Genomic DNA, 25871 nt, shown 5'->3' with positions numbered 1-25871 from the left:
CCGGAAGGTCAGCGACGCCATGGACAGCCAGCACGAGAGCGCCCCCGCTTCCCGCCCACCGGAGTCCTCCCGCTCGGAGACCACGCTCCGCGTCAACGGCAAACCGCACACGCTCACCGTCGACCACCGCCGCGTCCTGCTGGACCTCCTGCGGGAGGATCTCGGTCTCGCGGGCGCCAAGAAGGGCTGCGACCACGGGCAGTGCGGTGCCTGCACCGTCCTGGTCGACGGGCGGCGCGTCAACAGCTGCCTGCTGTTCGCGGTCGCCCTGGACGGCTGCGAGGTCACCACCGTCGAGGGTCTCGCCGGTGACGGCGAGGAACTGCACCCGGTGCAGCGGGCCTTCCTGGACCGCGACGCCTTCCAGTGCGGGTACTGCACCCCGGGCCAGATCTGCTCCGCGGTCGGCGCGCTCGCCGAGGCCGCGGCCGGGCACCCGTCCCACGTCACCGGCCCGGCGGTGCCCTCCGGGGAGCCGGTCGCGCTGGACCGGGAGGAGATCCGGGAGCGGCTGAGCGGCAACCTGTGCCGGTGCGGTGCCTACCCCCGCATCGCCGACGCGGTCGAGGACGTGATCCCGTGAAGTCCTTCGCCTACGTACGCGCGGGCAGCGTCGAGGAGGCCACCGACGCGTTCGCGGCCCACCCGGGCGCCCGCTACCTCGGCGGCGGCACCAACCTCGTCGACCTGATGAAGCTCGGCGTGGAGACGCCCGCCGCGCTCGTCGACGTCACCCGGCTGCCGCTGGACACCGTGGAGGAGCTGCCCGACGGCTCGCTACGGGCCGGCGCGACGGTCCGCAACAGCGACCTCGCCGCCCACCCCGCCGTGCGCGACCGCTACCCGGCGCTGTCCCAGGCGCTGCTGGCCGGCGCCTCCGGGCAGTTGCGCAACGCCGCCACCACCGGCGGCAACCTGCTGCAGCGCACCCGCTGCCCGTACTTCCAGGACGTCTCCAAGCCCTGCAACAAGCGCGAGCCAGGCACCGGCTGCGGCGCGCTGCAGGGCGTGCACCGGGACCACGCGGTGCTCGGCCACTCCGACCAGTGCGTCGCCACCCACCCCTCGGACATGGCGGTGGCGCTGGCCGCCCTCGACGCGCGCGTGGAGCTGCACGGCCCCGAGGGCACCCGGAGCGTGCCCGCCGCCGACTTCCACCGGCTGCCCGGCATGCACCCCGAGCGGGACACGGAGATCCACCCGGGCGAGCTGATCACCGGCGTGGTCCTGCCCGCGGCCACCGCCGGACTGCCCTCGGCCTACCGCAAGGCCCGCGACCGGGCGTCGTACGCCTTCGCGCTGGCCTCCGTCGCCGTGGTGCTGCACCTGGCGGACGGCGTGGTGGCGCGCGCCGGGATCGCCTTCGGCGCGGTGGCGCACCGGCCCTGGCGGGCCCGGCGGGCCGAGGACGCGCTGGTGGGCGCGGCGCCCACCACGGCGGCCTTCGAGCACGCGATCGACCTGGAACTGGCCGCGGCCGAACCGCTGCGGGACAACGCCTACAAGGTGCCGCTGGCCCGCCGGCTGGCCCTGGACGTACTGGGCCGGCTCGCCCCGCCGGCCACGACCTGACGGACCCGGCGTCCACGAGGAGGACTTCATGACCGCCACCGATGCCGTCCTGGGCGCTCCCGTCGAGCGCCGGGAGGGGCGGGAGAAGGTCACCGGCACCGCCCGGTACGCCGCCGAGTTCGACGCGCCGGGACGCGCGCAGGCCTGGCCCGTGCCGGCGACGGTCCCGCGCGGCCGGGTGACCGGCGTCGACACCGCGCCGGCGCTCGCGCTGCCCGGTGTGCTCGCGGTGCTCACGCACGAGAACGCGCCCCGCCTCGGCGCTCCCGACGACCCGACCCTTGCCGTGCTGCAGGGCCCGCACGTCCCGCACCGGGGCTGGTTCGTGGGCGTGGTGGTGGCCGAGACGCTGGAGGCGGCCCGCGCGGGCGCCGCCGCCGTCCGGATCACCTACGAGGCCGAGCCCCACGACGTGGTGCTCACCGCCTCGCATCCCGAGGCGTACGTCCCCGAGTCGGCCAACGGGGGTTTCCCGGCCGTCACCGGGTACGGCGACCCGGACGGCGCCCTCGCCTCCTCGGCGGCCCGGGTGGACGTCGCGTACACCGTGCCGCCGCTGCACAACCACCCGATGGAGCCGCACGCCAGCACGGCACAGTGGGACGGCGACCGGCTGACCGTGCACTGCTCCAGCCAGGGCACCTCGGCGGTGCAGAAGGAACTGGCCCGCCTGTTCGACCTGCCCGAGGACCGGATCACGGTGCACGCCGAGCACGTGGGCGGCGGCTTCGGCTCGAAGGGCACGCCGCGCCCCGAGGTGGTGCTGGCCGCGATGGCGGCCCGCGAGACGGGGCGGCGGGTGACCGTCGCCCTGCCGCGCCGCTACCTGCCCGCCGTGGTCGGACACCGGGCGCCGACCCTGCACCGGCTGCGCCTGGGCGCGGACTCCGGCGGCCGGCTCACCGCCCTGGTGCACGAGGTGACGACGTACACCTCGCGGGTGAAGGAGTTCGTGGAGCAGGCCGCGGTCCCCGCCCGCGTCATGTACGGCACCCCGGCACTGCGCACGTCCCACCGCGTGGCGGCGCTGGACGTGCCCACGCCCTCCTGGATGCGCGCCCCGGGCGAGTGCCCCGGCATGTACGCCCTCGAGTCCGCCATGGACGAACTGGCCGCCGAACTCGGTGTCGACCCGGTGGAGCTGAGGATCCGCAACGAACCGGAGACCGAGCCGGACAGCGGGAAGCCCTTCAGCAGCCGGAACGTGGTGGAGTGTCTGCGCGAGGGTGCCCGGCGGTTCGGGTGGGAGGGCCGCGACCCCCGCCCCCGTTCCCGTTCCGAGGGGTCCGTGCTGATCGGCAGCGGGGTGGCCTCGGCCACCTACCCGGTGCTGGTCTCCCCGTGCGTCGCCTCGGCGCGGGCGGTGCCGGACGGCGGATTCCTGGTGCGGGTCAACGCCACCGACATCGGCACGGGCGCCCGTACGGTGCTCGCCCAGATCGCGGCCGATGCGCTGGGCGCCCCGCTGGACCGGGTGAGGATCGACGTGGCCGACAGCGGCATCGGGTTCGCCCCGATGGCCGGCGGTTCCTCGGGCACCGCGTCCTGGGGGTCGGCCGTGCACGAGGCGTGCACGCGCCTGGCCGGCCGGCTGGCGGAGCACTCGGGGCCGCTGCCCGACGAGGGGATCTCCGCCGAGGCCGACACCTCCGGGAAGGCGGACGCCGAGAGCCCGTACGCCCGGCACGCGTTCGGCGCCCATTTCGCCGAGGTGAGCGTGGACACCGTCTCCGGGGAGGTGCGGGTGACCCGGCTGCTGGGCGTCTTCGCCGCCGGGCGCATCCTCAACGCCCGTACGGCCCGCTCGCAGTTCATCGGGGGCATGACGATGGGCCTGGGCATGGCGCTGACCGAGGACAGCACGATGGACCCGGTCTTCGGCGACTTCGTCGAGCGCGACCTGGCGTCGTACCACGTGCCCGCGCACGCGGACGTCGGGGACGTGGAGGCGCACTGGGTCGACGAGACGGACGACCATCTCAACCCCATGGGCAGCAAGGGGATCGGGGAGATCGGCATCGTGGGCTCGGCGGCGGCCGTGGGCAACGCCGTCCACCACGCCACCGGTATCCGCTTCCGCGAACTGCCGCTCACTCCGGACCGGGTGCTCACCGCCCTGCTCGAACACGGGCATCCCGCGGGCATGCTGGGGGTCTGAGCGGGAGCGCGGAAGGGGGCCGCGCCGGGACTCTCCCGGCGCGGCCCCCTTCCGTCTGCCCGTACGCGTACGCGCCCGGCCGGCCCTCAGTCCGCGGCGGCCCGGCTCGCCACGGCCACGCGGCGGGGCGGCCTGCGCCGCGCGGAGGCCGGCACGGCCACCCGCACGCACAGCGCCGTCAGCGCCACGAGCGAGGCGGCCACGGCCACCGCGACCGCGACCCAGGTGGGGGCCAGCGTGAGGTCCGTTACCGGGGACACCCGCGCGGAGGGGGTGGCGCTGCCGTAGAGCTTGGCCGCGGCCAGCGCCGCCGGTGCCACGACCGCGGCGGCGAGCAGCGGTACGGCCGGACTGACGGTCAGCAGCAGGGCCAGCACCAGGCAGAGGGCCGACAGGCCGAGGGCCACTCCGTAGGCCGGTGCCGAGGCGTCGGCGCGGTGCAGCGGGAAGTAGGCCACGCCGCACCCGGCCAGGACGGCGACGGCGAGCCAGGCCGGCCAGGCCGGTCCCCGCACGGCACGTCGCGCCGCGCGGGCCTCGGCACGCTCACGCGTGGCGCGGGCCCTGTCCCGGTCGCGAGCCGCGCGGGCCTCGTCGCGGTCACGTGCGGCACGGGCCTCGTCCCGGTCGTGAGCGCCGCGGGTGTCGTCCCGGTCCCGTGCGGCACGGGCCTCGTCGCGGTCGCGAACTCCGCGAGTCCCGTCCCGGCCGCGCGCCGCGCGGGCCTCGTCCCGGTCGCGTCCCCGGCGGATCCGGAGCGGCGGCCTGCGCCGTTCGCGGCGGTCCGCTCCGGCGAACGCGCCGTCGCGTGCCACGGGCCGCCGGGTGTCCGGCCCATCCGGCCCCTGTCCGTCGTCCTGACCGGCCGCTTCCCGCGCCGCGCGCAGCTGCCGGGCGTCGGGCTGCTCGGGACGTACGTGTCCGTCCTCGGCGAGCCGGCCGATCAGTTCGACCAGTTCCTCGACGGGCCGGCCGGTGGCCGCGGCCCGCACGGCCTCCTGTCCGCAGTGCGCTTCCAGCGGCGTGCGGTGCAGCAGCGCCATCAGCCGGGTCACGTCCTCCACGGAGCGGCACTCCGCGGCGGCGCGGATCGCCTCGTCCGCGCTGTCCGACGGGCGCGGCGGCCGGGTCAGCAGGCCGACCAGCCGGGTGACGTCCTCGACGGAGCGGTGCACACCGACCGCGCGGAGCGCGTCGACGGTGGCCTGCGCGTACTGCGGCGACCGCTCCAGCATCGTGATCAGGTCGACGACCTCCTCCAGAGGCCGGTCGGCGACGGCGGCGCGCACCAGGTCGCCGACGGGATCGCCGTGCGTCGGCGGCGCCGCCTCGTGGGCGTCGGCGGCGGTGTCCGGGCCGGGCGCGGGCTGGTCGGGGTCGGGATCGAGTTCGGGGAGGTCGTCGTCGAGGTCGACGTCCCACAGGTCGCCGTCCGGCTCGGGCGACGGACGTTCGGTGTCCCGGGCGTCGGGACCGGTGCCCCTGCCGGGCGGTCTCGCCGTACCGGTGGTCGTGGTCGTCTCCCCGGTGGGAACGTCCAGGGAGGATATGGCGTACTCGGGCGAGCGGGATGAGGAAGAGCCGGTGGTCATGATCTCTCCGTGTGGTGGGGGTGCGGCCGCCCTGCGTCCCCGACATGCGACTCGCGCTGTGTGCTGCCCATTACTAGGCACGCCCACCGCGCCGTGCCACTCCGGTGGGCCACAGGGATGAGAGACCCCCGGCCGCGGACTTGCGGCCGTCGCGAGCGGGCATCCGGGTAGGGAGGCGCGTGCCGCGCGCCGGAGGAGGGGCGGTGTGGACACGACCACGGTGATCGTCGTGGCGGTGCTGCTCGCGGCGGTCGTGCTCGCGGCGGCGCTCGCCGTGCTGGTGCGCCTGGTCCGCACTCGACGGGACCTCAGGCGGGCCGGTCTTCCCACGGGTCCGCGCTGGGTCTTCTGGGGGGCCGTCCTCTACTTGGTGCTCCCGGCGGACCTGTTGCCCGATCCGGTCTACCTGGACGACATCGGCGTCCTGCTGCTCGCGCTGCGCTCCATGCGCGGCCGGACGGGCTCCCGGGAGGAGGCCGGGGACCGGCGGCGGTCCACCGGCCCGCCCGGTGATTACGCAGCGTAAGGAAACCAATCACCCGTTCGATTCGTATAAGTCTCTGGAAGCCGAAGGAAGTCGGCGGACCAGGCGGGGGCGCACAGGGGCCCGTCGTCTGATCGGCGCAGCACCGACTAGGGAGAGACGATGCAACCGTTCGCGCTCAACTACGCACGGCCCGCAGTGGAGTTGGAAGCCACCACTCCGTACGTCTACGATTCCGGGCTGCAGTTGAACGTGCTCCTCGACGGACGGGTCGCCGCCTGCGACCACGCGTTGCTGAGAGAGCTGGGGACCACGACCTCCACCGCGGGGTCGAAGACCCACTTCGACGACTGAACACGGGCCGTCGAGAATGACCGTGCTGATCCTGACCAGTGAAGAGGACGTCACCGCGGACATGGTGGTGGTGCACCTGAACGCGTCGGGAGTGCCGGTGGTCCGCCTGGACCCCGCCGACCTCACCGACTCCGTCGCCCTGTCCGGCGAGTTCGTGCACGGCTCCTTCCGGGGCCATCTGTCCTCGGGGGGACGTCTGGTGAGCATCGGCGGGCTGCGGTCGGTCTGGGTGCGCAGGCCGGGCGGCGCGGCCACCCGGGCCGCCGAGCCGTCCGCGTGGCTGACCGAGGAGGCCGGCCAGGCGCTGTACGGCATGCTCCGCGGCTCGGGGGCACGCTGGATGAACCAGCCCGACGCCGCGCACCGGGCCCGGTACAAGCCCTGGCAACTGCGTCTCGCCCAGCAGTGCGGGCTTCCGGTGCCGGCGACGCTGATCACGACGTTTCCCCGGGCGGCCCGCGAGTTCGCCGAGCGCTATCCGGACCTGGTGGTCAAGCCGGTGTCGGGCGCGCATCCGCAGGATCCGCCCCTGGCGGTGCCGACCAGCAGGGTTCCGCCCGAGGCCGACTTCTCCGCCGTCGCCCACGGTCCGACGCTGCTGCAACGCCGGGTCGCCAAGCGTGCCGACATCCGGCTGACGGCCGTCGGCGACGTGCTGCTGGCGGCGCGCAAGACGACGCTCGCGCACCTGGATCCCGACGAGGTGGACGTGCGTTTCACGAAGTCGGGCGAACCGTGGCGGCCGGCCGAGGTGCCCCCGCGCGTGGCCGAGGGGGTGCGGGCCTACCTGCGGGAGGCCGGACTCGCCTACGGGGCCCTCGACTTCGCCGAGGACGGCGACGGCACCTGGTGGTTCCTCGAGTGCAACCAGTCCGGGCAGTTCGGCTTCGTGGAGGTGGACACGGGCCAGCCGATCGCCCGCACCATCGCCGCGTGGCTGGCCCGGCCCGGCGCTGCGGATCCCGCGGAGGCGGGTGGCGGTCCGGGCACGGCGGCGGCCGGGTGAGACCGGGTGTGCCCGCCGCCCCGGTTCCCTGCGCCGGCCTCTCGGCGCGGCCGTTGCCTCGCGGTGCCGCCGTCAGCGCGGGCCGGGCAGCAGGGCGGTGCGCTGCCAGCCGGCGCCGGGGGACGGCTGGCGTTCGGCACCGGGCAGGTGCCCGGGGGTGCGCAACGGACGCATGACCACCTCCAGTTCCCTGCTCACACGCTCGGCGTCCCGCCGCACCTGCTCGGGGACGTCACCGCGTTCGGCGACGAGTCGGTCGTAGATGGGGGAATCCTGGAACACCCGTCAACGTGCCTTTCGTGTCGTCCGCCCCCGTACGGAGGCGCGACTGAGCAGTCTAGGCCTCCGTTCACGCCGGGGTGTGCATTCCACCAGGATGTGAACGGTCCTGCGGGCGGTGCCGGGACCGGCGACGGTCCCGGCACCGGGCCGTCCCCGCAGCACGTGCCGTGAACGACAGGACCGGACCGGCTGCCGAGCCGGTCCGGTCCACGGTGCGGGCCGCCCGGGGCGGCGGTGTCACACGGCCAGCGACAGGCCGCTCTCCCCGTCCGGGGCCGGCGAACCGGCTTCCTGCGCACGCCCCTTGGCGAGCAGCAGCGCGTCCGCCTTCGCCACCGCGTCGTGGACGGCGGTCGTCGCCATCATCACGCACAGGGTGTAACTGACGTCCGCCAGCTCCCGCGCCGTCTCCGGCCTTTCCCTCTCCGCCTGAGCGATCCGCAGCGACGCGTACCGCGTCAGCAGCTTCCTGACGACCTTCGGGTCCGGTTCGAGCACGAAGCGCCCCTCTCTCGGTTTTCGCTGCGTATGCCCGAACCCCGCCGGAACAGTCACATCACGCCCGTCCGCCTTCGCAATTGACCAGATCCTGTCCTTTCCTGTCCGAACGCCACCGCGAGCGGGCGACGAGCCGGTGGAAAACGGACGGACCGACCGTCACCGGCGCGGTCAGGCGACCTGACCGCTGTGGAGTGCCGTGTACGCCCCTCCCCCGGCCAGGAGTTCCTCGTGGGTGCCCGTCTCCAGGATCCGGCCCTCACCCATCACCACGATCCGGTCGGCGCCCCGCACGGTGGAGAGCCGGTGCGCGACGACGAACGTGGTGCGGCCGCGCAGCAGCCGGGCCAGCGCCTGCTGGACCAGCGCCTCCGAGCGCGTGTCCAGCGCCGAGGTGGCCTCGTCCAGGATCAGCACCCGGGGGTCGCGGATCAGGGCGCGGGCGATGGCGAGGCGCTGGCGCTGGCCGCCGGACAGCCTGGCCCCGTGCTCCCCGACCAGGGTGTCCAGCCCGCGCGGGAGCCGGTCGACGAACTCCAGGGCGTTGGCGTCGCGCAGGGCGCGGCGCACCGTCTCCTCGTCGGCGTCGTCCATGCCGTAGGCGACGTTCTCCCGGATCGTGCCGTCGAACAGGATCGACTCCTGGGGCACCACCGAGACGAACCGCCGGTAGGTGCGCAGGTCGAGGGTGTTCATGTCGGTGCCGTCGAGCAGCAGCCGGCCCGAGGTCGGCCGCAGGAAGCCGATCACCAGGTTGAGCACGGTGGATTTGCCGGCGCCGGACGCGCCCACCAGGGCGATGGTCTCACCGGGTTCGACGCGGAGGGTGAAGTCGCTGACCGCGGGCCGCCCGTCGCTCTCGTAGAGGTGCCCGACGCCCTCGAAGGTGACGGCTCCGCGCAGCGAGGTCACCTCCGCCTTGCCCGCGTTGTCCTCCAGCTCGGGGGCCTGGAGCACCTCGCCGACCGAACGGACGGACTCCAGGCCCTTGGTGATGACCGGGGCGAGGCCCGCCAGCGTCGTCGTGGAGTTGGTGAGGGTGGTCAGGAAGGCGCTGAGCATGACGACGTCGCCGGCGGTGACGCCCCACACGCCGTAGTAGGAGATGAGCGCGGCTCCCGCGAGCACCAGCACCCCGACCACGTTGAGGACCACCCAGGACAGCGAACCGAAGCGGCCGTTGACGAGGTCCAGGCGCATGCCGGAGGTGAGCAGCCGGTCCAGGGTGCCGTCCATGCGGCGCAGGGCCTTGCCCTCCAGGCCGTGGGCCCGGGTGACCGGGATGAGGCGGGTCATCTCGGTCACCCGGGAGGACAGGGTCTCGACCTCGTGGCGGAAGTGCTCGTTGTGGGTGCGCAGCCGGGCGCGGAGCCGGGCCACGAGGAGGGACGCGGCGGGGACGACGACGAGGAAGACGGGCAGGAACTCGGGGGTGCGCACGGCGATGATGACGAGGCCCCCGGTGAGCACGGTGAAGGCGCCGAGGCCGGTTTCGGCGGTCTGCTGCACCATCTGTTCCACCGTCTCCACGTCCCGGACGACCTTGGCCTGCAGGACGCCCGCGCTGACCCGCGAGTGGTAGCCGATGGAGAGTTGCTGCATGCGCGTGCACAGCGCGGAGCGCAGGGCGGTTCCCATGCGGCGCACGCTGCCGTACAGGAGGCGGACGTACAGCAGGTGCAGCGGGTAGTTGACGACCAGGATGAACATGATGATCCCGGTGCTGGTCCACAGGTCCTCGATCGGCCCGTGCTGGACGACGGTGTCGATGATGGCGGCGGTGACCAGGGGCAGCAGCCAGACGGGGCTGTGCTTGACGGTGAAGACGACGACCGCGGCGGCCAGCCGGCGGCGGTCGGCGCGGAACAGGTAGACGAGGGTGCGTATCGGGTGCTCGCCCCGGTAACGGTGGTCGAGCGGTTTCTCCAACGGCGACGCCATCGGCGTGGTCCTCCTGAGTGACCGGGTGGGGACAGCAGGGAAAGCGCTTGCTTCCCGCGCCTTCCTACCCCGTCGGCCAGGAGTGCGCCACACCGTTCCGCACCGTGGAAGGGGACCCGCGCCTTCTCCCCCGTGGAGGGCGCGGGCCCCGGTCTCCCCGGTCTTCGGGCGGCGTGCGGGCTCAGTCCCCGAGGGTGCGGGCGAGTTCGGTGGTGGCGCGCGTGATCTCGGTGTCGTCCTCGGCCAGCAGTCGCTCCAGTCCGTCCCGCCGGGCGCGGACGGCCTGGCGTGCCGCGCGCTCCCAGGCCACCGGGTTCTCACGGTGGTTGAGCAGCTTGGGGTAGGCGGTGGCGGTGGTCTCCCACTGCCGGGCGTCGGCGATGTTCTTGAGCAGCTGGATGATCTGCGCCCGGCAGCTCACCTGGGGCCGCTGCGCCAGCTCCCACAGGAAGGGGACGGTCGCGGCCGTCGCCTGTTCGACGACGAAGCCGTACTGGCAGATGCGCCTGCGCAGGTCGCCCAGGGCGGCGCGGGCGGTCTCGGCGTCTCCCCGGGCGACCTTGCGCAGCAGCCGGGGGATGGCCGCGGCCGAACCGGTGGAGTCCTGGATGTCGCTCCAGGGCACCCCGTCCAGGCCCGCCAGCAGGGCGGTGGTACGGGGCGGGCCGGACGGCTGCTGGTGACGGTCGGTGCGCTGGATGCTCGGCTCGGGTGTCGGAGCGCTGCGCATGGTGTGGGGCCCTTCCGCGGCAGTCGGTGTCAGGTCAGGGTGCGGGTCGACAACGTGGCCCAGACCGTCTTGCCCGCCGGAGGACGCGGGGCCCAGCCCCACTCCTCCGCGAGGGCGTCGACGATGCCCAGGCCGCGTCCGTGCTCCCGGAGTGCGCAGCCGTCGGACGGCTGGAACACGGGCGCGTTGTCCCCGGGGTCGGAGACGGTCAGCGTCAGCCGGGCCCGGCCCAGGGCGAGCCCGAGCCTGACCTCCGGCGCTCCGGCCGGGGCGGACGGCACCGCGTGCTTCACGGCGTTGGAGACGAGTTCGGTGACCACGAGGACCGCGTCGTCGCCGCAGTGGTCGAGCGACCACCCCCGCAGTGTGTCCCGGGTGAAGCCCCGGGCCCGGGCGAATCCCTCCCCGTCGCACGCGACGTGCAGTACGGCGGGGGCCGGTCCACCGCCGAGGACGGGACGCCCCGCGTACGGAGGGGGCAGCGGCAGGTCGGTCCGGCGGGCGGCTTCCCACAACGGGTACGGGAGGCCTCCCGGGTGGCTCGTCGCGCCTGCCTCCGACACGGGTTCGCCGGGCGACCGGAGCGTTGGATGCGCAGGTGACGGCACAGCATCTCCCTGATGCGACGTCAAGACGGGGCCTCAACCGGGGGGTTGACGCCACGGCTATTATCCACGCTGAGAGCGCTCGCGTGCAATTGCACGAGAAATTGCGCGAAAAAAGTCGGATGGGGGCGCTCGGGGACCGGTACGGCCCGGTCCGCTCCCCCGAACAGCAAGGAGACCGCGGTGCCACCAGTGCGCAACGGAGTGCAGGCCAGTCTGTTGGACGTCTGCTGGAAGAAGAGCCGGCACAGCAACGCCGAGGGCAACTGCGTCGAGGTCGCCCTCGTGGACGGGGGCATCGCGATGCGCAACTCCCGCTATCCGGACGGTCCCGCGCTCGTCTACACGCCGGCGGAGGTGGCCGCCTTCCTCGCCGGCGCGAAGGACGGCGAGTTCGACCACCTGCTGTAGGGCCGGGCGGCGAGTCGGCCACAGCGGGACGTGACGGCGGGGCGACGCGCCCACCCGGCCCGCGGCGACGGCGAAACGGAGCCCAACTACCCGATTTCTACGGGCGGATGCACCGGGCGCCGGCGGGATGAGATAGTCTTTCCCTCAAGTCTGCCGGTCTGCTGGGAGTCAGGATGTCCGCCGCGTCGCATCGCATCTCCCGTCTCGAGCCCTATCTCGACCGGGCCGAGCCCGCCCCGACCCTGCTGAAGATGCTCGTCGGCGTGCAGCTGGCGGGCTTCCGCGAGGACGCCGGCCTCTCCCAGGACCAGGCCGCCCGCGACGTGGGGTTCAGCGGCGCGAAGCTCTCGCGCATCGAGTCGGGCAAGGGCCGCAAGCCCCCTGCGGAGAACGACGTCCGCGCCCTCCTCGACCGGTACGGCACCGATGCCTACGAGGCTTCGGTGCTGCTCAAGCTGTTGCGGCGCGCGGGCGAACCGGGTTGGTGGCAGCGCTACGACAAGCGCCTGATGCCCGAGTGGTTCGACCGCCTGGTCGGTCTCCAGGAGGCCGCGTCGACCATCCGCACCTTCGAGATCCAGTACGTCCCCGGTCTGCTCCAGACCGGGGCCTACACCGAGGCCGTCGTCCAGCGCGGCCTGCCGAACGCCGCTCCGGGCGAGGTCCGGCGCCGCGTCGAACTGCGCAAGCGCCGCACGGAGTTGCTGGAGCGCGCCGACGCGCCGCAACTGTGGGCGATCATCGACGAGTCCGTGCTGCTGCGGGTGCTGGGCAGCCGCGAGATCATGCGGGAGCAGCTGGAGCACCTCGTCGAGATGGCGAAGAAGCCCCATGTGACGCTGCAGATCGTGCCGCTGGACGTGACGAACGCGTCGGCGCCCGCGATCCCGGTCACCTATCTGCGTTTCGGCGGCGCCGACCTGCCCGACGTGGTCTACCTGGAGCACATCAGGAGCGCCAACTTCCTCGAGGACCGGGACGAGACCGAGGAGTACCGGGTCGCGCTGGACCGGCTGGCCGACGAGGCGCTGACTCCCCGCGAGTCGCTGAACCGGCTGCGCGAGACGATGGCGACGCGTTACGCCGCCGACAGGTAGCGAGCCGCCGCAGGAAAGAGGGGGCCGCACGCGATGCGCGCGGCCCCCTCTTTCCTGACTGCCGTCGGCCGTACGGAGCCCGGGCGGCTCAGCGCAGGCGGCCCAGCCCGCCGAACTCGATCCACTCGTCGGTGAGCTGACGCGGGGCCACCTCCGTGTCCGGGCGCCAGGTGGAGACCTCCACGAGACCCGGGTCAAGGATCTCCATGCCCTCGAACAGGTCCTCGACGTCCTTCGGCTCACGCACCCGGCCCCAGTGGCCCTGGGTCGCCTGGTCCATGAAGTCGGTGACGAACTTGCGCACCCCGGGGTCCTCGCTGACCAGCTGGCACATCACGGCGAAGCTGCCGGGCGCGAGCCGCTCGGTCACCCGGCGCACGACCGCCTTGGGTCCGTCCGTGTCGCTGTCCGGGATGCAGTGGAACACCGAGTTGAACAGCACGGCGACCGGCTGTGAGAAGTCGATCAGGCGCTGGGTCTCCGGGTGGGAGAAGATCTCCTCCGTCGCACGCATGTCGGCGTGTATGACGGCGGTCTGGTCGTTCTGGTCGAGCAGCGCCCGGCCGTGGACCAGCACCATCGGGTCGTTGTCGACGTAGACGACGCGGGACTCGGGGGCCACGCGCTGGGCGACCTGGTGCACGTTGTCCTGGGTGGGCAGACCGGAGCCGTGGTCCAGGAACTGGCGGACGCCGTAGTCCTCGGCGAGGACGCGGACGACCCGCTGGAGGAAGCGGCGGTTGTTCAGCGCCAGCCGGCGCGTACTGGGAACGACCTTGTCCAGCTCGCCGACGGCCTCCCGGTCGGCCGCGTAGTTGTCCTTGCCGCCCAGATAGAAGTCGTACATACGTGCCGCCGTTGGCACGTTGGCGTCGATCTCCGTGGACAACTGCTTGTCGGCTTGCATCGTTCCCCCAGCTCCGTACGGGGCCAACTGGACTGGCATGACAGACAGTACATCCTAGGGACCCGGTGGTCAGCCAATCCAGAGGGCGGCAGGAATGGCCGCCAACCCTGTTGCGCTGCGGCGGAGTTGGCGGCCACCGTCCCCTCTCAGCCGCGCCCGGCCAGGTACGCGTCCACTCCGGCCGGCTCGTGGGCGTCCTCCACTCCGGCCAGGCCGCCGAGGGCCTTGGCGTCGGGCTTGAGCACATAGGTGGACCGGCTGGCCGGCGCGGTCACGTAGGTGAAGTCCTGCGGGGTGCCCAGTCCGGTGTCCGCGTCCTTCTGGGAGCGGTGCGCCTTGACCACGTCCTGCCGTGCCAGGCTGCCGCCCTGGCAGGCCTTCTTCAGATCGGTGCCGATCAACTGGGCGGCGTTGTACCCGGAGAGCACGCCGGAGTCGACGGGCTCGCCCGGGTACGCCTTCTGGTAGGAGGCGGCCATCTTCTTGACCCCCGGCAGGTCGGAGCTGACCGCCGGGGCGGCGCTGACCACGTGGACCATGGCCTCCAGCGCCGCCGCGGCGGGCGTCTTGAGCAGCTGGGGCGCGTAGCCGGGGGCGCTGGTGACGATCGGCACCTTCAGGCCACGGGCGGCGGCCACGCCGGCCAGGGAGGCCGTCTGGGCGGGGCCCGCGCTGATCAGGATCGCCTTGGCCCCGGCCTTGCTCAGCGCGGCCACCTGCGCCGTCAGGTCGGTGTCCGTGGCCTTGATCTTCTGCCCGGCGATCTTCATCCCCGCCTGCTCGGCGGCCCATTCGGAGCCCTCCAGCGCGTTGGCGCCGTAGTCGCCCTCGAAGTAGACGTGGCCGATCGTGTCGCCCTTGGCGAGCTTCTTGGTGCGGGTCAGGAAGTCGACGGCGGCGATCATGTCGATGTCGTAGGTGGTGCCGAGTACCTGGACGGAGTCCCGGCCGAGCAGGGAGGCCGCCCAGGCCTGCGGGAAGGTCAGCATGTGGTCCCGCTCGATGTCGTCGAGCAGGGCGGAGACCACCGGCGAGCCGATGACCTGGGGCAGGGCGACGACGTCCGGCGCGATGTCGGCGTAGGCGGTGACGGCCTTCTGCACGTCGTAGCCGTGGTCCTTGACGACGATCTCGACCCGGCGTCCGCAGATGCCGCCCGCGGCGTTGGTCTCGTCGGCCCACATCTGCTGGGCCTGCACGATGCTCTTGCCGAGGGTGGCGTAGGGGCCGGTGAGGTCGGTCAGCGCGCCGAGTCTGATGGTCTTCTCGCCGACTCCGGGACCGGTCCTGACGCCGTCGGCGGCGTCGCCGGTGCTCCCGCCGTCCGCCTTGGAGCTGCAGGCGGTGCCCGCGAGCAGCACGGCGGCCAGTGCCGCGGCCAGGGCGGCGGTCCGGGCGGGGGTGCGGGCGGCGCGGGGTCTGGGGTGCGTGACGTTCACGGGGTGTGCTCCTTGGCTCGTGCGGTGGTGTCGGTGGTGACGGGTGAGGCGGCGGCGGAGGGCACCGGTCCGGCGCCGGGGGCTCCGGGGGCGGGCGCCCGGCGGCGCAGGCGGGCCCGCGCGCGGCGGGCCAGTCCGTGCAGGCCGTCGGGGGCGAAGAGGAGGACGGCCACGATCGCCGCGCCGTAGAGGTAGCGGGACGCCTCGGTCGGGCCGATCGAGCCGTCGCCGGAGCCCGGAGCCGCCACCAGGGGCAGTTGGTCGGCGTAGCGGGTCATCAGCAGGGGCAGCGCGGTGACGAAGACGGCCCCCGCGGTGGCTCCGGCCACCGAGCCGAGGCCCCCGATGACGATCATGGCGAGGTAGTCGACGGAGAGCGCGAGGGAGAAGTAGTCGGGGACCACGCGGCGGAAGGAGAGCGCGAGCAGGACGCCGGCGAGGCCCGCGTACATCGACGAGACGACGAACGCGGCCGAGCGGTAGCGGGCCACGTGCACGCCCATCACGGAGGCCGCCGTCTCGCTGTCCCGCAGCGCCACCAGGGCCCGTCCGGGCCGTCCGCGCAGCAGTCCGCGCGCCGTGAACCAGGTGACGGCGAACAGGGTAAGGCCCAGGTACCAGAGCCGCTCCTCGGCGCCGAACGGCACGCCCAGGACGGTGAGTCCGGGACCGGACCCGTCGAAGGCGAAGCCGCCCAGCTCCAGCGGCGGCACCGAGCGGCCGTTGAAGCCGCCGGTGACGGAGTCCGCGGTGAGCAGGACGTGGTGGCCGAGGAAGACCAGGGCGAGGGTGGCCACGCCCAGGTAGATGCCCTTCACGCGCCCGGCGACGGGACTGAACAGCCCGCCCGCCGCACCGGCCAGGAGAACGGCGAGGACGAGGGCCACGGCGGGCGGCAGCCCGGGGCCCGGCTCGCCCGCCAGCCACACGTAGCCGTAGGCGCCCACGGCGAGGAAGAAGGCGTGCCCGAGGGAGAGCTGCCCGGCGGTGCCGCTGAGCAGGCCGAGCCCGACGGCACCGATGGCGGCGGCCATGGAGAACAGGCCGATGCGCAGCCAGAAGGCGTCGAGGTAGAAGGGCAGGGCACACAGGAGCAGGGCGGCCGCCAGGAGCGGGCCGCGCCGCAGGAGGAGGGAGCGCAGGTCAGACACGGACCGCTCCCTTCGCGGCGAAGAGTCCGGCGGGGCGCACCAGCAGGACGAGCACCATCACGGCGTACGGCGCGACGTCGCCGAATCCCTCGCCGAGGACGTGCAGGTCCGTCTGGTAGCCGGCGACGAAGGCCTCGGTGAGACCGATCAGCAGGCTGCCGACCAGGGCGCCGACCGGGGAGGCCATGCCGCCGAGGATGGCGGCCGGGAAGGCCTTCAGGGCGAGTTGCCCCGTGGTGCGTTCGAGGCCGGGCGCCGGGAAGGCGACCAGGAAGACGGCGGCGAGTGCGGCGAGGCCGCCGGCCAGGCACCAGGCGGCGGTGCGGACGCGGGTGAGCCGTACGCCCATGAGGGCGGCGGCCTCGCGGTCCTCGGCGGCGGCGCGCAGCGCCAGGCCCCAGGGCGTGAACCGGAAGAGGGCGAAGGCGCCGCCGATGGCGGCGGCGGACACGAGGATCGCGGCGACGCGGCTGTCGGCCACGGTCACCGGTCCGAGGTCGCTCACGGCGGAGCCCCAGGGGTCGCCGAGCGGCAGCAGGTCACCGCCGATGCGCCGGGCGAGGTCGGTGACCAGGACGATGTCGACGCCGATGGTCACGATGGTCTGCACGTGCGCGGCGTGCGGGTCGCTCCCGCCGACGCGTTGCAGCACGAGCCGGTCCAGCACCCCGGCCGCCGCCGCCGTCACCAGGACCGCGAGGGCGAGCGCCCCGGCGAAGCCGAGGTCGTCGTGGAGGACGGCGACGAGGTAGCCGCCGAGCAGCAGCAGGGAGCCGTGGGTGAAGCTCAGGACGCCGGACGCCTTGAAGACGGTGACGAAGCCGAGGGCGATCAGGGCGTACACGGAGCCCAGGGCGAGGCCGTTGAACAGGCTGTCGAGGAAGCCGGTCATGCCGCGTCCTCCCCCGTGGCGGTGCCGAGGTAGGCGCGGAGCACCTCGGGGTCGCGCCGGACCTCGTCGGGGGTGCCGTGGGCCACGGCCCGGCCGAAGTCGAGGACGGTGACCTCGTCGGCGAGCCGCATGACCAGGCCCATGTCGTGCTCCACCAGCACGACGGAGAGGCCGAGTTCGGCGCGGATCTCGCGGACGACCTCGGCCGTGCGCAGGCGTTCGGCCGCGTTCATGCCGGCCACGGGTTCGTCGAGCAGCAGGACACGGGGCTCCAGACACAGGGCGCGGGCGAGTTCGACACGTTTGCGGTCGCCGTAGGACAGCAGCGCGACGGGGGCGTCGAAGTGGGCACCGAGGCCGGTGAGTTCGGCGATCTCGCGGGCCCTGGCGAGGTGGGCGCGCTGTTCGCGCCGGGCACCCGGCAGGCGCAGGGCGCCCGCGGCGAAACCGGCGCGGGACAGGGCGTGCCGGCCGAGCATCAGGTTGTCGGCGACGGTGCCCCGGGTGGTGACGATGTTCTGGAAGGTGCGGGCGACGCCGAGGGCGGCGATCCGGTGCGGGGCGAGCCGGGTCAGTTCCGCGGCGCCGAGCCGTACGGAACCGGCGGTGGGACGGTAGAGCCCGGACAGGACGTTGAAGCAGGTGGACTTGCCGGCGCCGTTGGGTCCGATGACGGCGTGCACGGTGCCGGGGGCGACGGTGAAGGAGACGTCGTCGAGGGCGAGGAGACCGGCGAAGCGCACGGTCACGCCGCGCACGTCGAGCGCGGGCGGCGCGGCGGGGGCGGTCACGCGGCCCCCTTGCCGTCGGCGGCGTCGGTGGTCTCGCCCAGGTAGAGGCGGCGCACGGCGTCCGTGCGGGCGAGTTCGGCGGCGGAGCCGGACAGTCCGATCTCGCCGACCTCCAGGACGTATGCGTGCGCGGCGAGCGACAGGGCCATCCCGGCGTTCTGCTCGACGAGGAGGACGGCGGTGCCCTGGGCGTTGATCTCGCGCACGACCCCGGCGATGCGGTCGACCATCATCGGGGCGAGTCCGAGGGAGGGCTCGTCGAGGAGGAGCAGGCGGGGGGCGGCCATCAGGGCGCGGCCGATGGCGAGCATCTGCTGCTCGCCGCCGGACAGCAGGCCGGCGGCCTGTCGGGTGCGCTCGGCGAGCCTCGGGAAGAGGGTGAAGACCCGCTCCCGGGCCTCGCGGACCTGGTCCGGGGCCCGCCGGTTGAGGCCGAGTCCCCCGGCCCGCAGATTTTCGTCGACGGTGAGTCCGGCGAACACCCGCCTGCCCTCGGGAACTTGGACGACCCCGGCGCGTACGGCGGCCACCGGGTCGCGGCCGTCGAGCACCGTGTCGCCGTAGCGGACGCGGCCGGCCGTGACGGCACCGCGGTGCAGGCGCAGGGTGCCCGAGACGGCCCGCAGCAGGGTGGTCTTGCCGGCGCCGTTGGCACCGAGCAGGGCGACGACGGCACCGGGCGGGACGGTCAGGGACACGGAGCGGAGGGCGGACAGAGCGCGCCCGTACGTCACGTCGAGGCTCTCGACGTGCAGCGCGGGCGCGCCGTCCGATGGTGCTGCGGGCATCGCGGCTCCTTGGAACCGGGCCGGGAGGGCACGGTGACGGTGGTCGGGGAGAGCTCACGACAGCACGGGCGCGGGGGGCGGTACAGGGGGACCGGGCGGGATCGCTGCGGGGTCCCAGTCCGGGGCGGGCGAGTCTGTGCGGATGCCCAGGCGGGCGGGGCGGGGGCGCTCGCCGGCGGCCGTCCCCGCCCCGTGTCTCAGTCCGGCAGGACCCGGCGGGCGGTGAGGGCCAGGCTGAACTCGACGACGTCGGCCGGACGGGCCAGGGAGCGGCCGGTGAGCTGTTCGCAGCGGCGGAGGCGGTTGAGGACCGTGTTGCGGTGGCAGTAGAGGCGCTCACCGGCGCGCTGGGCCGAACCGTCGCACTCCAGCCACGTGGTGAGGGTGTCCAGCAGCACCTCGCGGTCGGCGGGTTCGAGGCGGAGCAGGGGGCCGAGCACGCTCTCGGCGAGGGTGCTCCCCAGCTCGGGGCTGGAGACGACCAGGGCGGCGGGGAGCTGGTCGGCCAGGCGCACCGCGCCGCCGGACGCGGGGCAGATCTCCAGCGCCGTGTCCGCGAGCCTGCGCGCGTCGCCGACGCAGGCGAGTCCGTCGACCGGGATGCCGACGCCGATCCGCAGGCCCGGAACGGGGGCGTGGGGCTGCGCGCCGGTCGGCCCCGGGTCCGTGGGTGCTTCGGGGGCGCCGACGAGGACGATGCCGTAGTCCGTCCCGGGACCGGCGTGCCAGTGGACGCGGGAGCCGGGCGGTACGGCGGCGGCGCGGGCGGCGTCGGACCGGCCCGGGGGGACGCCGGTGACGGCGACGACGACGTACCGGCCCTGTTCCGGCAGGTCCAGGACGCGGGCGGCCTCGGGCAGGTCGGCGATGCGGCCGGTGCCGTCGAGCAGACCGGCCGCCAGCAGCCGGGCGCGGTTCTCGCGGCGCCGGCCGATCCTCCACTCGGTCTGCCGGTAGGCGTCCGCGACGAGGGTGCAGTGCTCGTCGACGAAGTTCCACACGTCGGCGGCCACGTGCACGAGGAGCCGCACGTCTTCGGGGGCGGCCCTGGAGGTCTCCTCGATCAGCCGCTGCCACACCAGCGAGCCGCCCAGGCGGAAGGCGTGCAGCAGGGCGTCCAGCGGGAGTCCCTGCTCGGCGCGGGCGGCGCCGATCCGCCAGGAGCAGCGGCGGGCCGCGTCGCGGGTGCCGCGCGGGTCGAGCAGTGAGGTCACGCTGTGCCGCAGGGAGCGGTGGGCCTCCTGCCAGGTGGCGGTGGGGTCCTGGGCGACGGCGGCCCGGTAGGCGGGCTCCTGCTCCTGCAGCAGGACCATCAGGCGGTCGGTCAGGTCCGGCAGGTCGTCCAGCAGGCCGCGGGCGGCCCGGTGCAAAACACGCAGGGCGTCGGCGTCGATCAACGACGTGACGCCGGGTGTCCGCGGGCGTGGAACGGGCGTCAGCCCGGTGCGGATCGCTGCTCGTGACCGTACGGCGTGCTGCATCGCGGTCCTTCCCGGGGCAGGGCTCGCAAAGGCTCCGCCGCGCGACGGGCCGTCCCGCCGCGCCGGGCCCGCCCCCTGACTCGTCCTGCCCCGAAGGATGGCATACCGTCCGGTCGGTCCCTAGGGTTGTGCACCGGTCTTTTCCTGCTGACCGGCCGTCCGGCGGGTCTCCTGGCCCCGCTCCGCCTGCCCGATCACCCGGGCCAGCTCCAGGCGGGAACGGACCCCGAGGGCGGCGAACACCTTGCGCAGGTGGTAGTCGACGGTGCGGGTGCTCACCGCGAGGGTCAGCGCGACCTCCCGGTTGGTGGCGCCCTCGGCGACGTGCCGCGCGATGCGCAGTTGCTGCGGGGTCAGGCGGCCGAGGCGGGCCGGTGCCGCGGCACCGCTTGCCTGCGGAGCCGCCCCGAGGGCGCGCAGTTCGTCGTGTGCCTGCGCGGCCCAGACGCCGGCGCCGCAGCGCTCGAAGCCGGCCAGCGCGGCGCCGAGGCGGCCGCGGGCCTCGCGCGGTCTGCGGCGCCGGCGCAGCCACTTGCCGTACAGCAGCGCGGTGCGGGCCCGTTCGAAGTCGCCGCCCGTCTCGTCGTGCTGGGCGAGCGCGCGCCGGTAGAGGCCGTCGGCGCGGTCCGGCGGGGCGAGGAGCGCGTGGCAGCGGGAGAGTTGGGCGGCGGCCTGGGGGTCGGCGCCGAACGCCGCCCAGCCCGCGAAGTCCGTGAGGACCGCACGGGCGTCGTCCTGGCGTCCGGCGAGGACCGCGGCCTCCACGAAGCAGGGCACGGCCAGCCGCCAGACGGCGAAGTGGCCCCGCCCCGGGCCCGGCAGGACGAGGAGTCCGAGCCGGTCGGCGGCGTCGAAGGGGCGTCCGCGCCCGAGGTCGGTGCGGGCCGCCGCCCACTGGGCGAGGGTGGCCGCCTGGGCGAGCCCGTGCCGCCGGGCCGTGTCCAGGGCCGCCGCGACGTGCCCGGCGACGACGTCGGGTTCCTCCTCGATCGACGCCGCGAGGGCCAGTACGGCCCGGTGGTGCGCCGCCCTGTTGCGCTGCCCGGCCCGCAGTGCGGTGCGCAGCCCCTCCTCCGCGTGGGCGCGGGCCTGCGGGTGCCGGCCGGCGCGCAGTTCGGCGTAGGCGAGGTACTCCAGTGCCTGCGGTTCCAGCGCGTCGGACCCGAGCTGCCGGGTGGCGGCCAGGGCGCGGGCGCCGGCGCGGCGGGCCGCGTCCACGTCCCCGAGCAGCAGCGCGGCCGCCGCCGACCGCAGCAGCGGCTCGGGCCGGTCCTCGGTCCTGCCCCGCCGCACCACGTGCGCGAGCGGCGCCCCCGCCCGGTCGAGCCGCCCTTCGAGGAGCGCCCGCATGCCGGCGCGGTGGTCGCGCACGCCGGGCGCCTCGGCGGCGCGGTGGGCCGGTCCGGGGGCGAGTGTGGCCAGGCAGCCGGGCAGGTCGCCCGCCGCCCAGGCCGCGCCGGCGGCGGCCAGGGCGGCGCTCGCGGCGTCGGCGGGCGCGTCCGCGGCGAGCAGGGAGGCGGCCAGCAGCAGGGACTGGTGGGCGTCGCCGACCGGTCCGTCCCCGAGTTCCACGAGGCCGCGCACCAGCTCCGCCCGGCCCCGTGCGGCGGCGGGTGCGGCGCGGTCGCGGGCCGCGTCGAGCAGCGGGCGGGCCTGGTCGGGGCGCCCCGCGTGCAGGGCCTGTTCGGCCGCGGCGGTGTACCGCTCCGCCCGCCGCGCTCCGTCGGCCGTCAGCTCGGCGGCGCGGGCGTACGCCGTCGCGCGCAGCCGGTACGAGGCGGGCACGGTGCCGTCGGCGGCCGCCGCCGCGAGCCGGTCCGCGTGTGCCGGGGCGGGCGCCGGACCGCCGCGGGCCCAGGAGCGGTGCAGCAGCCCCGGGAGCCGGTCGCCGCCGCTCTCCAGCACGTCGGCCAACGCCGCGTGCACGGCGCGGCGTCGGTCCGGCGCGGCGGTGGCGTACACCGTGCGGCCGACCAGCGGACTGCGGAAGCGGAGCCGGTCACCGGACGGGGCGAGCTGGGCGGGCAGCGGTTCGAGCCGGGCACCGGCCTCCCGTGCCGGGCGCAGGCGCCCGAGCGCGTCACGGACCGCGCCGGCGTCGACGTCCGGCCCGTCCGAGGCCCGTACGGCAGCCGCCACCGTCAGCAGCAGGTCCCGGGCATGCGCGGACGGGCAGGCCGGCACGCCGCCCGCCGCCTCGACGAGGGCCGCCGGGTCCGCCGGCGGGCCGGGCAGGGGCCGGTGTCCGCGCAGTTCGGCCGGTGACAGCCTGCGCAGGAGGGCGACGAGGAGGGCCGGGTTGCCCTCCGCCTCGGCCAGGAGCCACTCGCGGACGGCCGGGGCGGCGGCGCCGTCGGTCAGGTCGTCCAGCAGGGCGGCGGCCCGTGCCGGTGACAGCGGGTCCAGGCGGACGACGGGCAGGCGGGCGAGGTCCGGGGCGAGGGCGCGGTCCGAGGCGGCGGTGAGGAGCAGCCCGGCCCGTCCGGGGCCGCTCAGGCGTTCCACCGCGCGGCCGAGCGCGTTCCGGGCCGGGGCGTCCCACCGGTGCGCGTCGTCCACGCACACGAGCAGGGGTGCCCCGCCGGCCGTGGACCGCAGGGTGTCGAGCAGGCGCCGGGCGGTACCGGGCGCCTCCGGTGCCGGTTCCGGACGCAGGTGGAGCACGGGCCCCTGCCGGAAGGAGCGGGCGGCCCACTGGAGCAGCGTGGTGCGGCCCAGTCCGGGTTCGCCGGCCAGCAGGAGCCGGCCGCCGTGGGCCGGCAGCCCGTCCAACAGGGCGCTCAGCGCCTTGCGTTGCGCGCCGCGGCCGTGGATCCGCACGGCCGTGGGTACGGTCGTCTCTCCGGTCATCCCGGGGAGGTTACGCGCGCGTAACCCCGGGTGGAAGGCGTCCGTCCGGCCGACCGCGCCGTGGTTCGGCGCCGCCACCTGCGGTGGTGGGCCGTGGGCCCGGTCCGCGGCCTGTGCCGCCGCCCAGGCGGATCCCGCCGGGGCCGTGCGGCCGCACAGCGGACCGGCGGCGGCCGTGAGGTGTCCGCGGCCGCCGCCGGCCGGTGCCCACGAGGCGTGTGGGGCGTGTGGATCGAGGGGAGGCTCAGGAGCCGTGCGGGCAGTTGCCCCGGTACTCCTCGATGGTCAGGCTCGGCCGGGGCAGCGGGCACAGGAACTGCTCGTAGCGGGTGTCGTTGTCGATGAACCGCTTGAGCCAGGAGATGCTGTACTTCGCGATCGTCGTGTTCGACGTGTTGGGCGAGAAGTGGGTCGCGTTGTTCAGCTCCAGATAGGCGCGGTCGGTGCTCGACGGCAGGCTGGAGTAGAACGGTTCGGCGTGGGTGAGCACCGGGGCGACGGTGTCGCCGTCGGCCCCCACGATCAGCGTCGGGGTGCTGACCTCCGGCCAGGTCTTGTCCAGGTTCCAGGGCGTGAGGGGGATCGCCGCCTGGAGCGAGGGCCGGGACTTGGCGGCCTCCAGGGTGCCGCCCCCGCCCATGGAGTGGCCCATGACGCCGAGCCTGCTGCTGTCGATCCGGCCGCGGACGGAGCTGCGTTCGGTGAGGTAGTCCAGCGCGGCCAGCAGCTGCCGGCCGCGCGAGTCGGGCTGGTCCAGGGTGGTGTTGGTGTCGATGGTGAACACGACGAAGCCCTGGGAGGCCAGGCGCGGACCGAGCCAGGCCATGGAGGACTGGTAGGCGGTGAACCCGGGCGCGACCACGACGGCGCCGAAGGTGCCCTCGCTCGTGCTGGTCGGGTAGTAGATGGTGCCGCCGCCGAACCCGCTCACGCCGAGCCGGGAAACGCTGGTGTCGGCCACGGAGTAGGGGCCGCGCAGCGCCTCGATCGAGGCCTCGGTCGGCGCCGGACCGCGCTCGTAGGGGTTGTCGGCGGCCTGGGCGCCCGGGCCGGTGAGGGTGGTGAACGCGACGACCGCGGCCACGGCGGCCGTCATGCCGGCGAGGCGCCGCCGGGCGCCCCTGGAGGCGGGGCGTGGGGCGGCGGGGGTGTGGGGGTTCTGCACGAGGGGTCGTCCTCTCGGTCGTGGCGAGCGGCCCGCCCGGCGGTCGCACCCGGCCCGGGGACACGCGGGGTCGCGTCCCGGGCCGTCCGCCGAACGGGTCTCGCCGGTGAGTTGGCGATGCCACTGTCGACGGGCGGGGCGGGCGGGGGGATCGGCAGAATCACCGGTCTCGTGCGCCGGGTCCGCCGGCCCCGGCGCGCACCGCCCTGTCCGGACACCCGGTCGGTGTGGCACGCTCGGCAGCGGCCGGGGCCGTGGCGCTCCGGCCGGCAGCAGGGAACGTCGGCGAGCCCGTACCGGGTCCGGCACCGTGGAGAGGCGACGGCATGCGCATCGGACTGCTCGGCACCGGCCCCTGGGCGGACATGGCGCACGCCCCCGCGCTGGCCGGACACGGCGGGCTGGACTTCGTGGGCGTGTGGGGGCGCCGTCCGGACGCCGCGAAGGAACTGGCCGGGCGGCACGGCACCCGCGCCTACGACGACGTCGACGCGCTGCTGGCCGACGTGGAGGCCGTCGCCGTCGCGCTGCCCCCGGCCGTGCAAGCGGACCTGGCGGTGCGCGCGGCGCGGGCCGGGCGCCATCTGCTGCTCGACAAGCCGCTCGCGCCGACGGTGGCCCAGGGACGGGCGGTGACGGAGGCGGTGCGGGCGGCGGGCGTCGCCTCGGTGGTCTTCTTCACCACCCGGTTCCAGCCGGAGACCGAGGCGTGGATCACCGAACAGGCCGCCGAGGAAGGCTGGTTCACCGCGCGGGCGCAGTGGCTCGGCGCGGTGTTCGGCGACGGCGGGAGCGCGTTCGCCGACTCGCCGTGGCGGCGGGAGAAGGGCGCCCTGTGGGACGTGGGGCCGCACGCCCTGTCCGTGCTGCTGCCGGTCCTCGGTGACGTCCGGAGGGTGGCGGCCGCCGCGCCGGGCCCCGGGGACACCGTTCATCTGGTGCTCGACCACGCGGGCGGGGCGTCCAGCACGCTCACGCTCAGTCTGACGGCGCCGCCCGCCGCGGCGGGTGCCGCCGTGGAGCTGCGCGGCACGGCCGGCGTGGCGCTGCTCCCCCAGGCCCCGGAGGGCCCGGTGCCCGCGCTGCGGCGTGCCGCCGACGCCCTGCTGGCCGCCGCCGGCGGCGGGCGCCCGCATCCGTGCGACGCCGCGTTCGGACTGCGGGTCACCGAGATCCTCGCCGGGGCCGAGGCCCTGCTGACCGACCGGGGGTGACCGCGGTCAGCCCCCGGCCGGCTCCTGCCCGAAGGGTTTCTCGCTCCACCGGAACCAGGCCCGGTCGCCGTCGACGTGCAGCAGGAACTCGGCGACCGGACCGTCGGGCGACACCAGCCGCACCCGGCGCCCGATCTCCCGGTGGACGGTCTCCCACTCCGCCCGGTGCTCGTCGTCGTCCTGTTCCACGAGGGCGAATTCGCGGGCGAAGAGGTCCCGGACGGCGCCGTAGGCCGGACCGGCGCGGAAGCGCCCGGAGAGCCAGGGGAAGTCGGCGTCGTCGATCGAGATCTCCCCGATCTCCGCGCCGGCCGCCGCGGGCTCCCCCGCATCCGGTGCCCCGCGCACGTACCAGGTCTCGCCCTCGAACCCCATGTCGCCTCCGCCGGAACCCTCGCTGGTCATCGCCTTGCGGGGTCAGCATGCCACCCGCCGCCGACACGGGCCGGAGTCACCCGCCCGG

General features: G+C 74.9%; 25 protein-coding genes and 1 pseudogene. 9 read left to right on the top strand and 17 right to left on the bottom strand.

The genetic code is table 11. The annotated features are described in order from the left end of the window. The first annotated feature begins 19 nt into the window (after positions 1-19). From Sdi02f_RS04715 to Sdi02f_RS04705, 3 genes are read left to right on the top strand one after another with little or no spacing between them, the layout of a single operon-like run. Complete coding sequence (locus tag Sdi02f_RS04715) at positions 20-583, top strand: (2Fe-2S)-binding protein (RefSeq protein WP_031084883.1); 564 nt, start codon at positions 20-22, stop codon at positions 581-583. Beyond that, positions 580-1572 (top strand): FAD binding domain-containing protein, encoded by a 993-nt coding sequence (locus Sdi02f_RS04710; protein ID WP_030402968.1) that lies wholly within the window; start codon positions 580-582, stop codon positions 1570-1572. Before Sdi02f_RS04715 ends, Sdi02f_RS04710 begins: the two co-directional genes overlap by 4 nt. Positions 1573-1600: 28 nt before the next feature. Next, positions 1601-3730, top strand: coding sequence for a xanthine dehydrogenase family protein molybdopterin-binding subunit (locus Sdi02f_RS04705; protein ID WP_030402967.1), 2130 nt, complete (start codon positions 1601-1603; stop codon positions 3728-3730). Positions 3731-3816: 86 nt separating this feature from the next. On the opposite strand, the gene Sdi02f_RS36245 is transcribed toward Sdi02f_RS04705, so the two are convergent. Continuing rightward, positions 3817-5322 carry a hypothetical protein gene (locus Sdi02f_RS36245; RefSeq protein WP_108932726.1) on the bottom strand — a complete coding sequence of 502 codons (1506 nt, stop codon included), beginning with the start codon at positions 5320-5322 and terminating at the stop codon, positions 3817-3819. 205 nt (positions 5323-5527) lie between these two features. Between Sdi02f_RS36245 and Sdi02f_RS04695 the strand changes: the two genes are divergently transcribed. The 3 genes from Sdi02f_RS04695 to tgmB all read left to right on the top strand — a co-directional run bounded on the left by Sdi02f_RS04695 (position 5528) and on the right by tgmB (position 7166). Beyond that, a complete protein-coding gene (locus Sdi02f_RS04695) occupies positions 5528-5848 on the top strand; it encodes a YkvA family protein (protein ID WP_030402965.1) in 321 nt (106 codons plus the stop codon). Positions 5849-5968: 120 nt separating this feature from the next. Further along, entirely contained in the window at positions 5969-6160 is a 192-nt protein-coding gene (gene tgmA, locus Sdi02f_RS04690) for a putative ATP-grasp-modified RiPP (protein WP_003978169.1), read from the top strand. Positions 6161-6176: 16 nt separating this feature from the next. Beyond that, the gene (gene tgmB, locus Sdi02f_RS04685) at positions 6177-7166 is read left to right on the top strand and encodes an ATP-grasp ribosomal peptide maturase (RefSeq protein ID WP_030402964.1); all 990 of its coding nucleotides are present in this window, start codon (positions 6177-6179) and stop codon (positions 7164-7166) included. A 72-nt stretch (positions 7167-7238) separates the two neighbouring features. Here the strand turns inward: tgmB and Sdi02f_RS04680 are convergent, their stop codons facing one another. The 5 genes from Sdi02f_RS04680 to Sdi02f_RS04660 all read right to left on the bottom strand — a co-directional run bounded on the left by Sdi02f_RS04680 (position 7239) and on the right by Sdi02f_RS04660 (position 11132). Further along, positions 7239-7448, bottom strand: coding sequence for a hypothetical protein (locus tag Sdi02f_RS04680; protein WP_030402963.1), 210 nt, complete (start codon positions 7446-7448; stop codon positions 7239-7241). Positions 7449-7685: 237 nt separating this feature from the next. After that, positions 7686-7946 carry a DUF5133 domain-containing protein gene (locus Sdi02f_RS04675; protein ID WP_030402962.1) on the bottom strand — a complete coding sequence of 87 codons (261 nt, stop codon included), beginning with the start codon at positions 7944-7946 and terminating at the stop codon, positions 7686-7688. A 171-nt stretch (positions 7947-8117) separates the two neighbouring features. Continuing rightward, a complete protein-coding gene (locus Sdi02f_RS04670; RefSeq protein WP_030402961.1) occupies positions 8118-9887 on the bottom strand; it encodes an ABC transporter ATP-binding protein in 1770 nt (589 codons plus the stop codon). Between the two features lie 181 nt (positions 9888-10068). Next, entirely contained in the window at positions 10069-10617 is a 549-nt protein-coding gene (locus tag Sdi02f_RS04665; protein WP_030402960.1) for a hypothetical protein, read from the bottom strand. A gap of 29 nt (positions 10618-10646) precedes the next feature. Beyond that, positions 10647-11132 (bottom strand): ATP-binding protein, encoded by a 486-nt coding sequence (locus Sdi02f_RS04660; RefSeq protein ID WP_368668274.1) that lies wholly within the window; start codon positions 11130-11132, stop codon positions 10647-10649. Positions 11133-11405: 273 nt separating this feature from the next. Between Sdi02f_RS04660 and Sdi02f_RS04655 the strand changes: the two genes are divergently transcribed. Next, entirely contained in the window at positions 11406-11633 is a 228-nt protein-coding gene (locus Sdi02f_RS04655; RefSeq protein ID WP_030402958.1) for a DUF397 domain-containing protein, read from the top strand. 173 nt (positions 11634-11806) lie between these two features. Beyond that, the gene (locus Sdi02f_RS04650) at positions 11807-12730 is read left to right on the top strand and encodes a helix-turn-helix domain-containing protein (protein WP_030402957.1); all 924 of its coding nucleotides are present in this window, start codon (positions 11807-11809) and stop codon (positions 12728-12730) included. Between the two features lie 88 nt (positions 12731-12818). Here Sdi02f_RS04650 and Sdi02f_RS04645 read toward each other — a convergent pair whose 3' ends face one another. From Sdi02f_RS04645 to bdeA, 10 genes and pseudogenes are all read right to left on the bottom strand, one after another. Then, a complete protein-coding gene (locus tag Sdi02f_RS04645) occupies positions 12819-13637 on the bottom strand; it encodes an SAM-dependent methyltransferase (protein WP_030402956.1) in 819 nt (272 codons plus the stop codon). Between the two features lie 146 nt (positions 13638-13783). Next, on the bottom strand, positions 13784-15076 hold the full coding sequence (locus Sdi02f_RS04640) for an ABC transporter substrate-binding protein (protein ID WP_030402955.1): 1293 nt from the start codon (positions 15074-15076) through the stop codon (positions 13784-13786). Further along, a complete protein-coding gene (locus tag Sdi02f_RS04635) occupies positions 15073-16227 on the bottom strand; it encodes a branched-chain amino acid ABC transporter permease (protein WP_108932724.1) in 1155 nt (384 codons plus the stop codon). The genes Sdi02f_RS04640 and Sdi02f_RS04635 overlap by 4 nt, the downstream gene beginning before the upstream one ends. Beyond that, positions 16220-17119, bottom strand: a complete 900-nt coding sequence (locus Sdi02f_RS04630; RefSeq protein WP_030402953.1) for a branched-chain amino acid ABC transporter permease — start codon at positions 17117-17119, stop codon at positions 16220-16222. The genes Sdi02f_RS04635 and Sdi02f_RS04630 overlap by 8 nt, the downstream gene beginning before the upstream one ends. Beyond that, entirely contained in the window at positions 17116-17250 is a 135-nt protein-coding gene (locus Sdi02f_RS36960; protein ID WP_435799244.1) for an ABC transporter ATP-binding protein C-terminal domain-containing protein, read from the bottom strand. The genes Sdi02f_RS04630 and Sdi02f_RS36960 overlap by 4 nt, the downstream gene beginning before the upstream one ends. Before the next feature lie 117 nt (positions 17251-17367). Next, positions 17368-17862 (bottom strand): annotated as a pseudogene (locus Sdi02f_RS36955) (ABC transporter ATP-binding protein); the annotation flags it as partial. Between the two features lie 44 nt (positions 17863-17906). After that, a complete protein-coding gene (locus tag Sdi02f_RS04620; protein WP_108932723.1) occupies positions 17907-18698 on the bottom strand; it encodes an ABC transporter ATP-binding protein in 792 nt (263 codons plus the stop codon). Positions 18699-18895: 197 nt separating this feature from the next. Next, positions 18896-20179, bottom strand: a complete 1284-nt coding sequence (locus Sdi02f_RS04615; protein ID WP_108932722.1) for a PucR family transcriptional regulator — start codon at positions 20177-20179, stop codon at positions 18896-18898. A 120-nt stretch (positions 20180-20299) separates the two neighbouring features. Continuing rightward, positions 20300-23029 carry a helix-turn-helix transcriptional regulator gene (locus Sdi02f_RS04610; RefSeq protein ID WP_108932721.1) on the bottom strand — a complete coding sequence of 910 codons (2730 nt, stop codon included), beginning with the start codon at positions 23027-23029 and terminating at the stop codon, positions 20300-20302. Positions 23030-23273: 244 nt separating this feature from the next. Further along, the gene (bdeA, locus tag Sdi02f_RS04605; RefSeq protein ID WP_031084873.1) at positions 23274-24194 is read right to left on the bottom strand and encodes a bis(hydroxyethyl) terephthalate hydrolase; all 921 of its coding nucleotides are present in this window, start codon (positions 24192-24194) and stop codon (positions 23274-23276) included. A gap of 326 nt (positions 24195-24520) precedes the next feature. On the opposite strand from bdeA, the gene Sdi02f_RS04600 reads away from it, so the two are divergent. After that, positions 24521-25408: a Gfo/Idh/MocA family protein gene (locus tag Sdi02f_RS04600; protein WP_030402947.1), complete on the top strand. Its 888-nt coding sequence runs from the start codon at positions 24521-24523 to the stop codon at positions 25406-25408. Between the two features lie 6 nt (positions 25409-25414). Here Sdi02f_RS04600 and Sdi02f_RS04595 read toward each other — a convergent pair whose 3' ends face one another. Beyond that, positions 25415-25783 carry a hypothetical protein gene (locus Sdi02f_RS04595; protein ID WP_108932925.1) on the bottom strand — a complete coding sequence of 123 codons (369 nt, stop codon included), beginning with the start codon at positions 25781-25783 and terminating at the stop codon, positions 25415-25417. Positions 25784-25871 lie beyond the last annotated feature (88 nt).

It is taken from the genome of Streptomyces ardesiacus (genome assembly GCF_003112575.1).
Classification (GTDB): Bacteria; Actinomycetota; Actinomycetes; order Streptomycetales; family Streptomycetaceae; genus Streptomyces; species Streptomyces ardesiacus.
The sequence above is the reverse complement of the archived record's forward strand: the minus strand, read 5'-3'. Positions and strand labels throughout refer to the sequence as shown.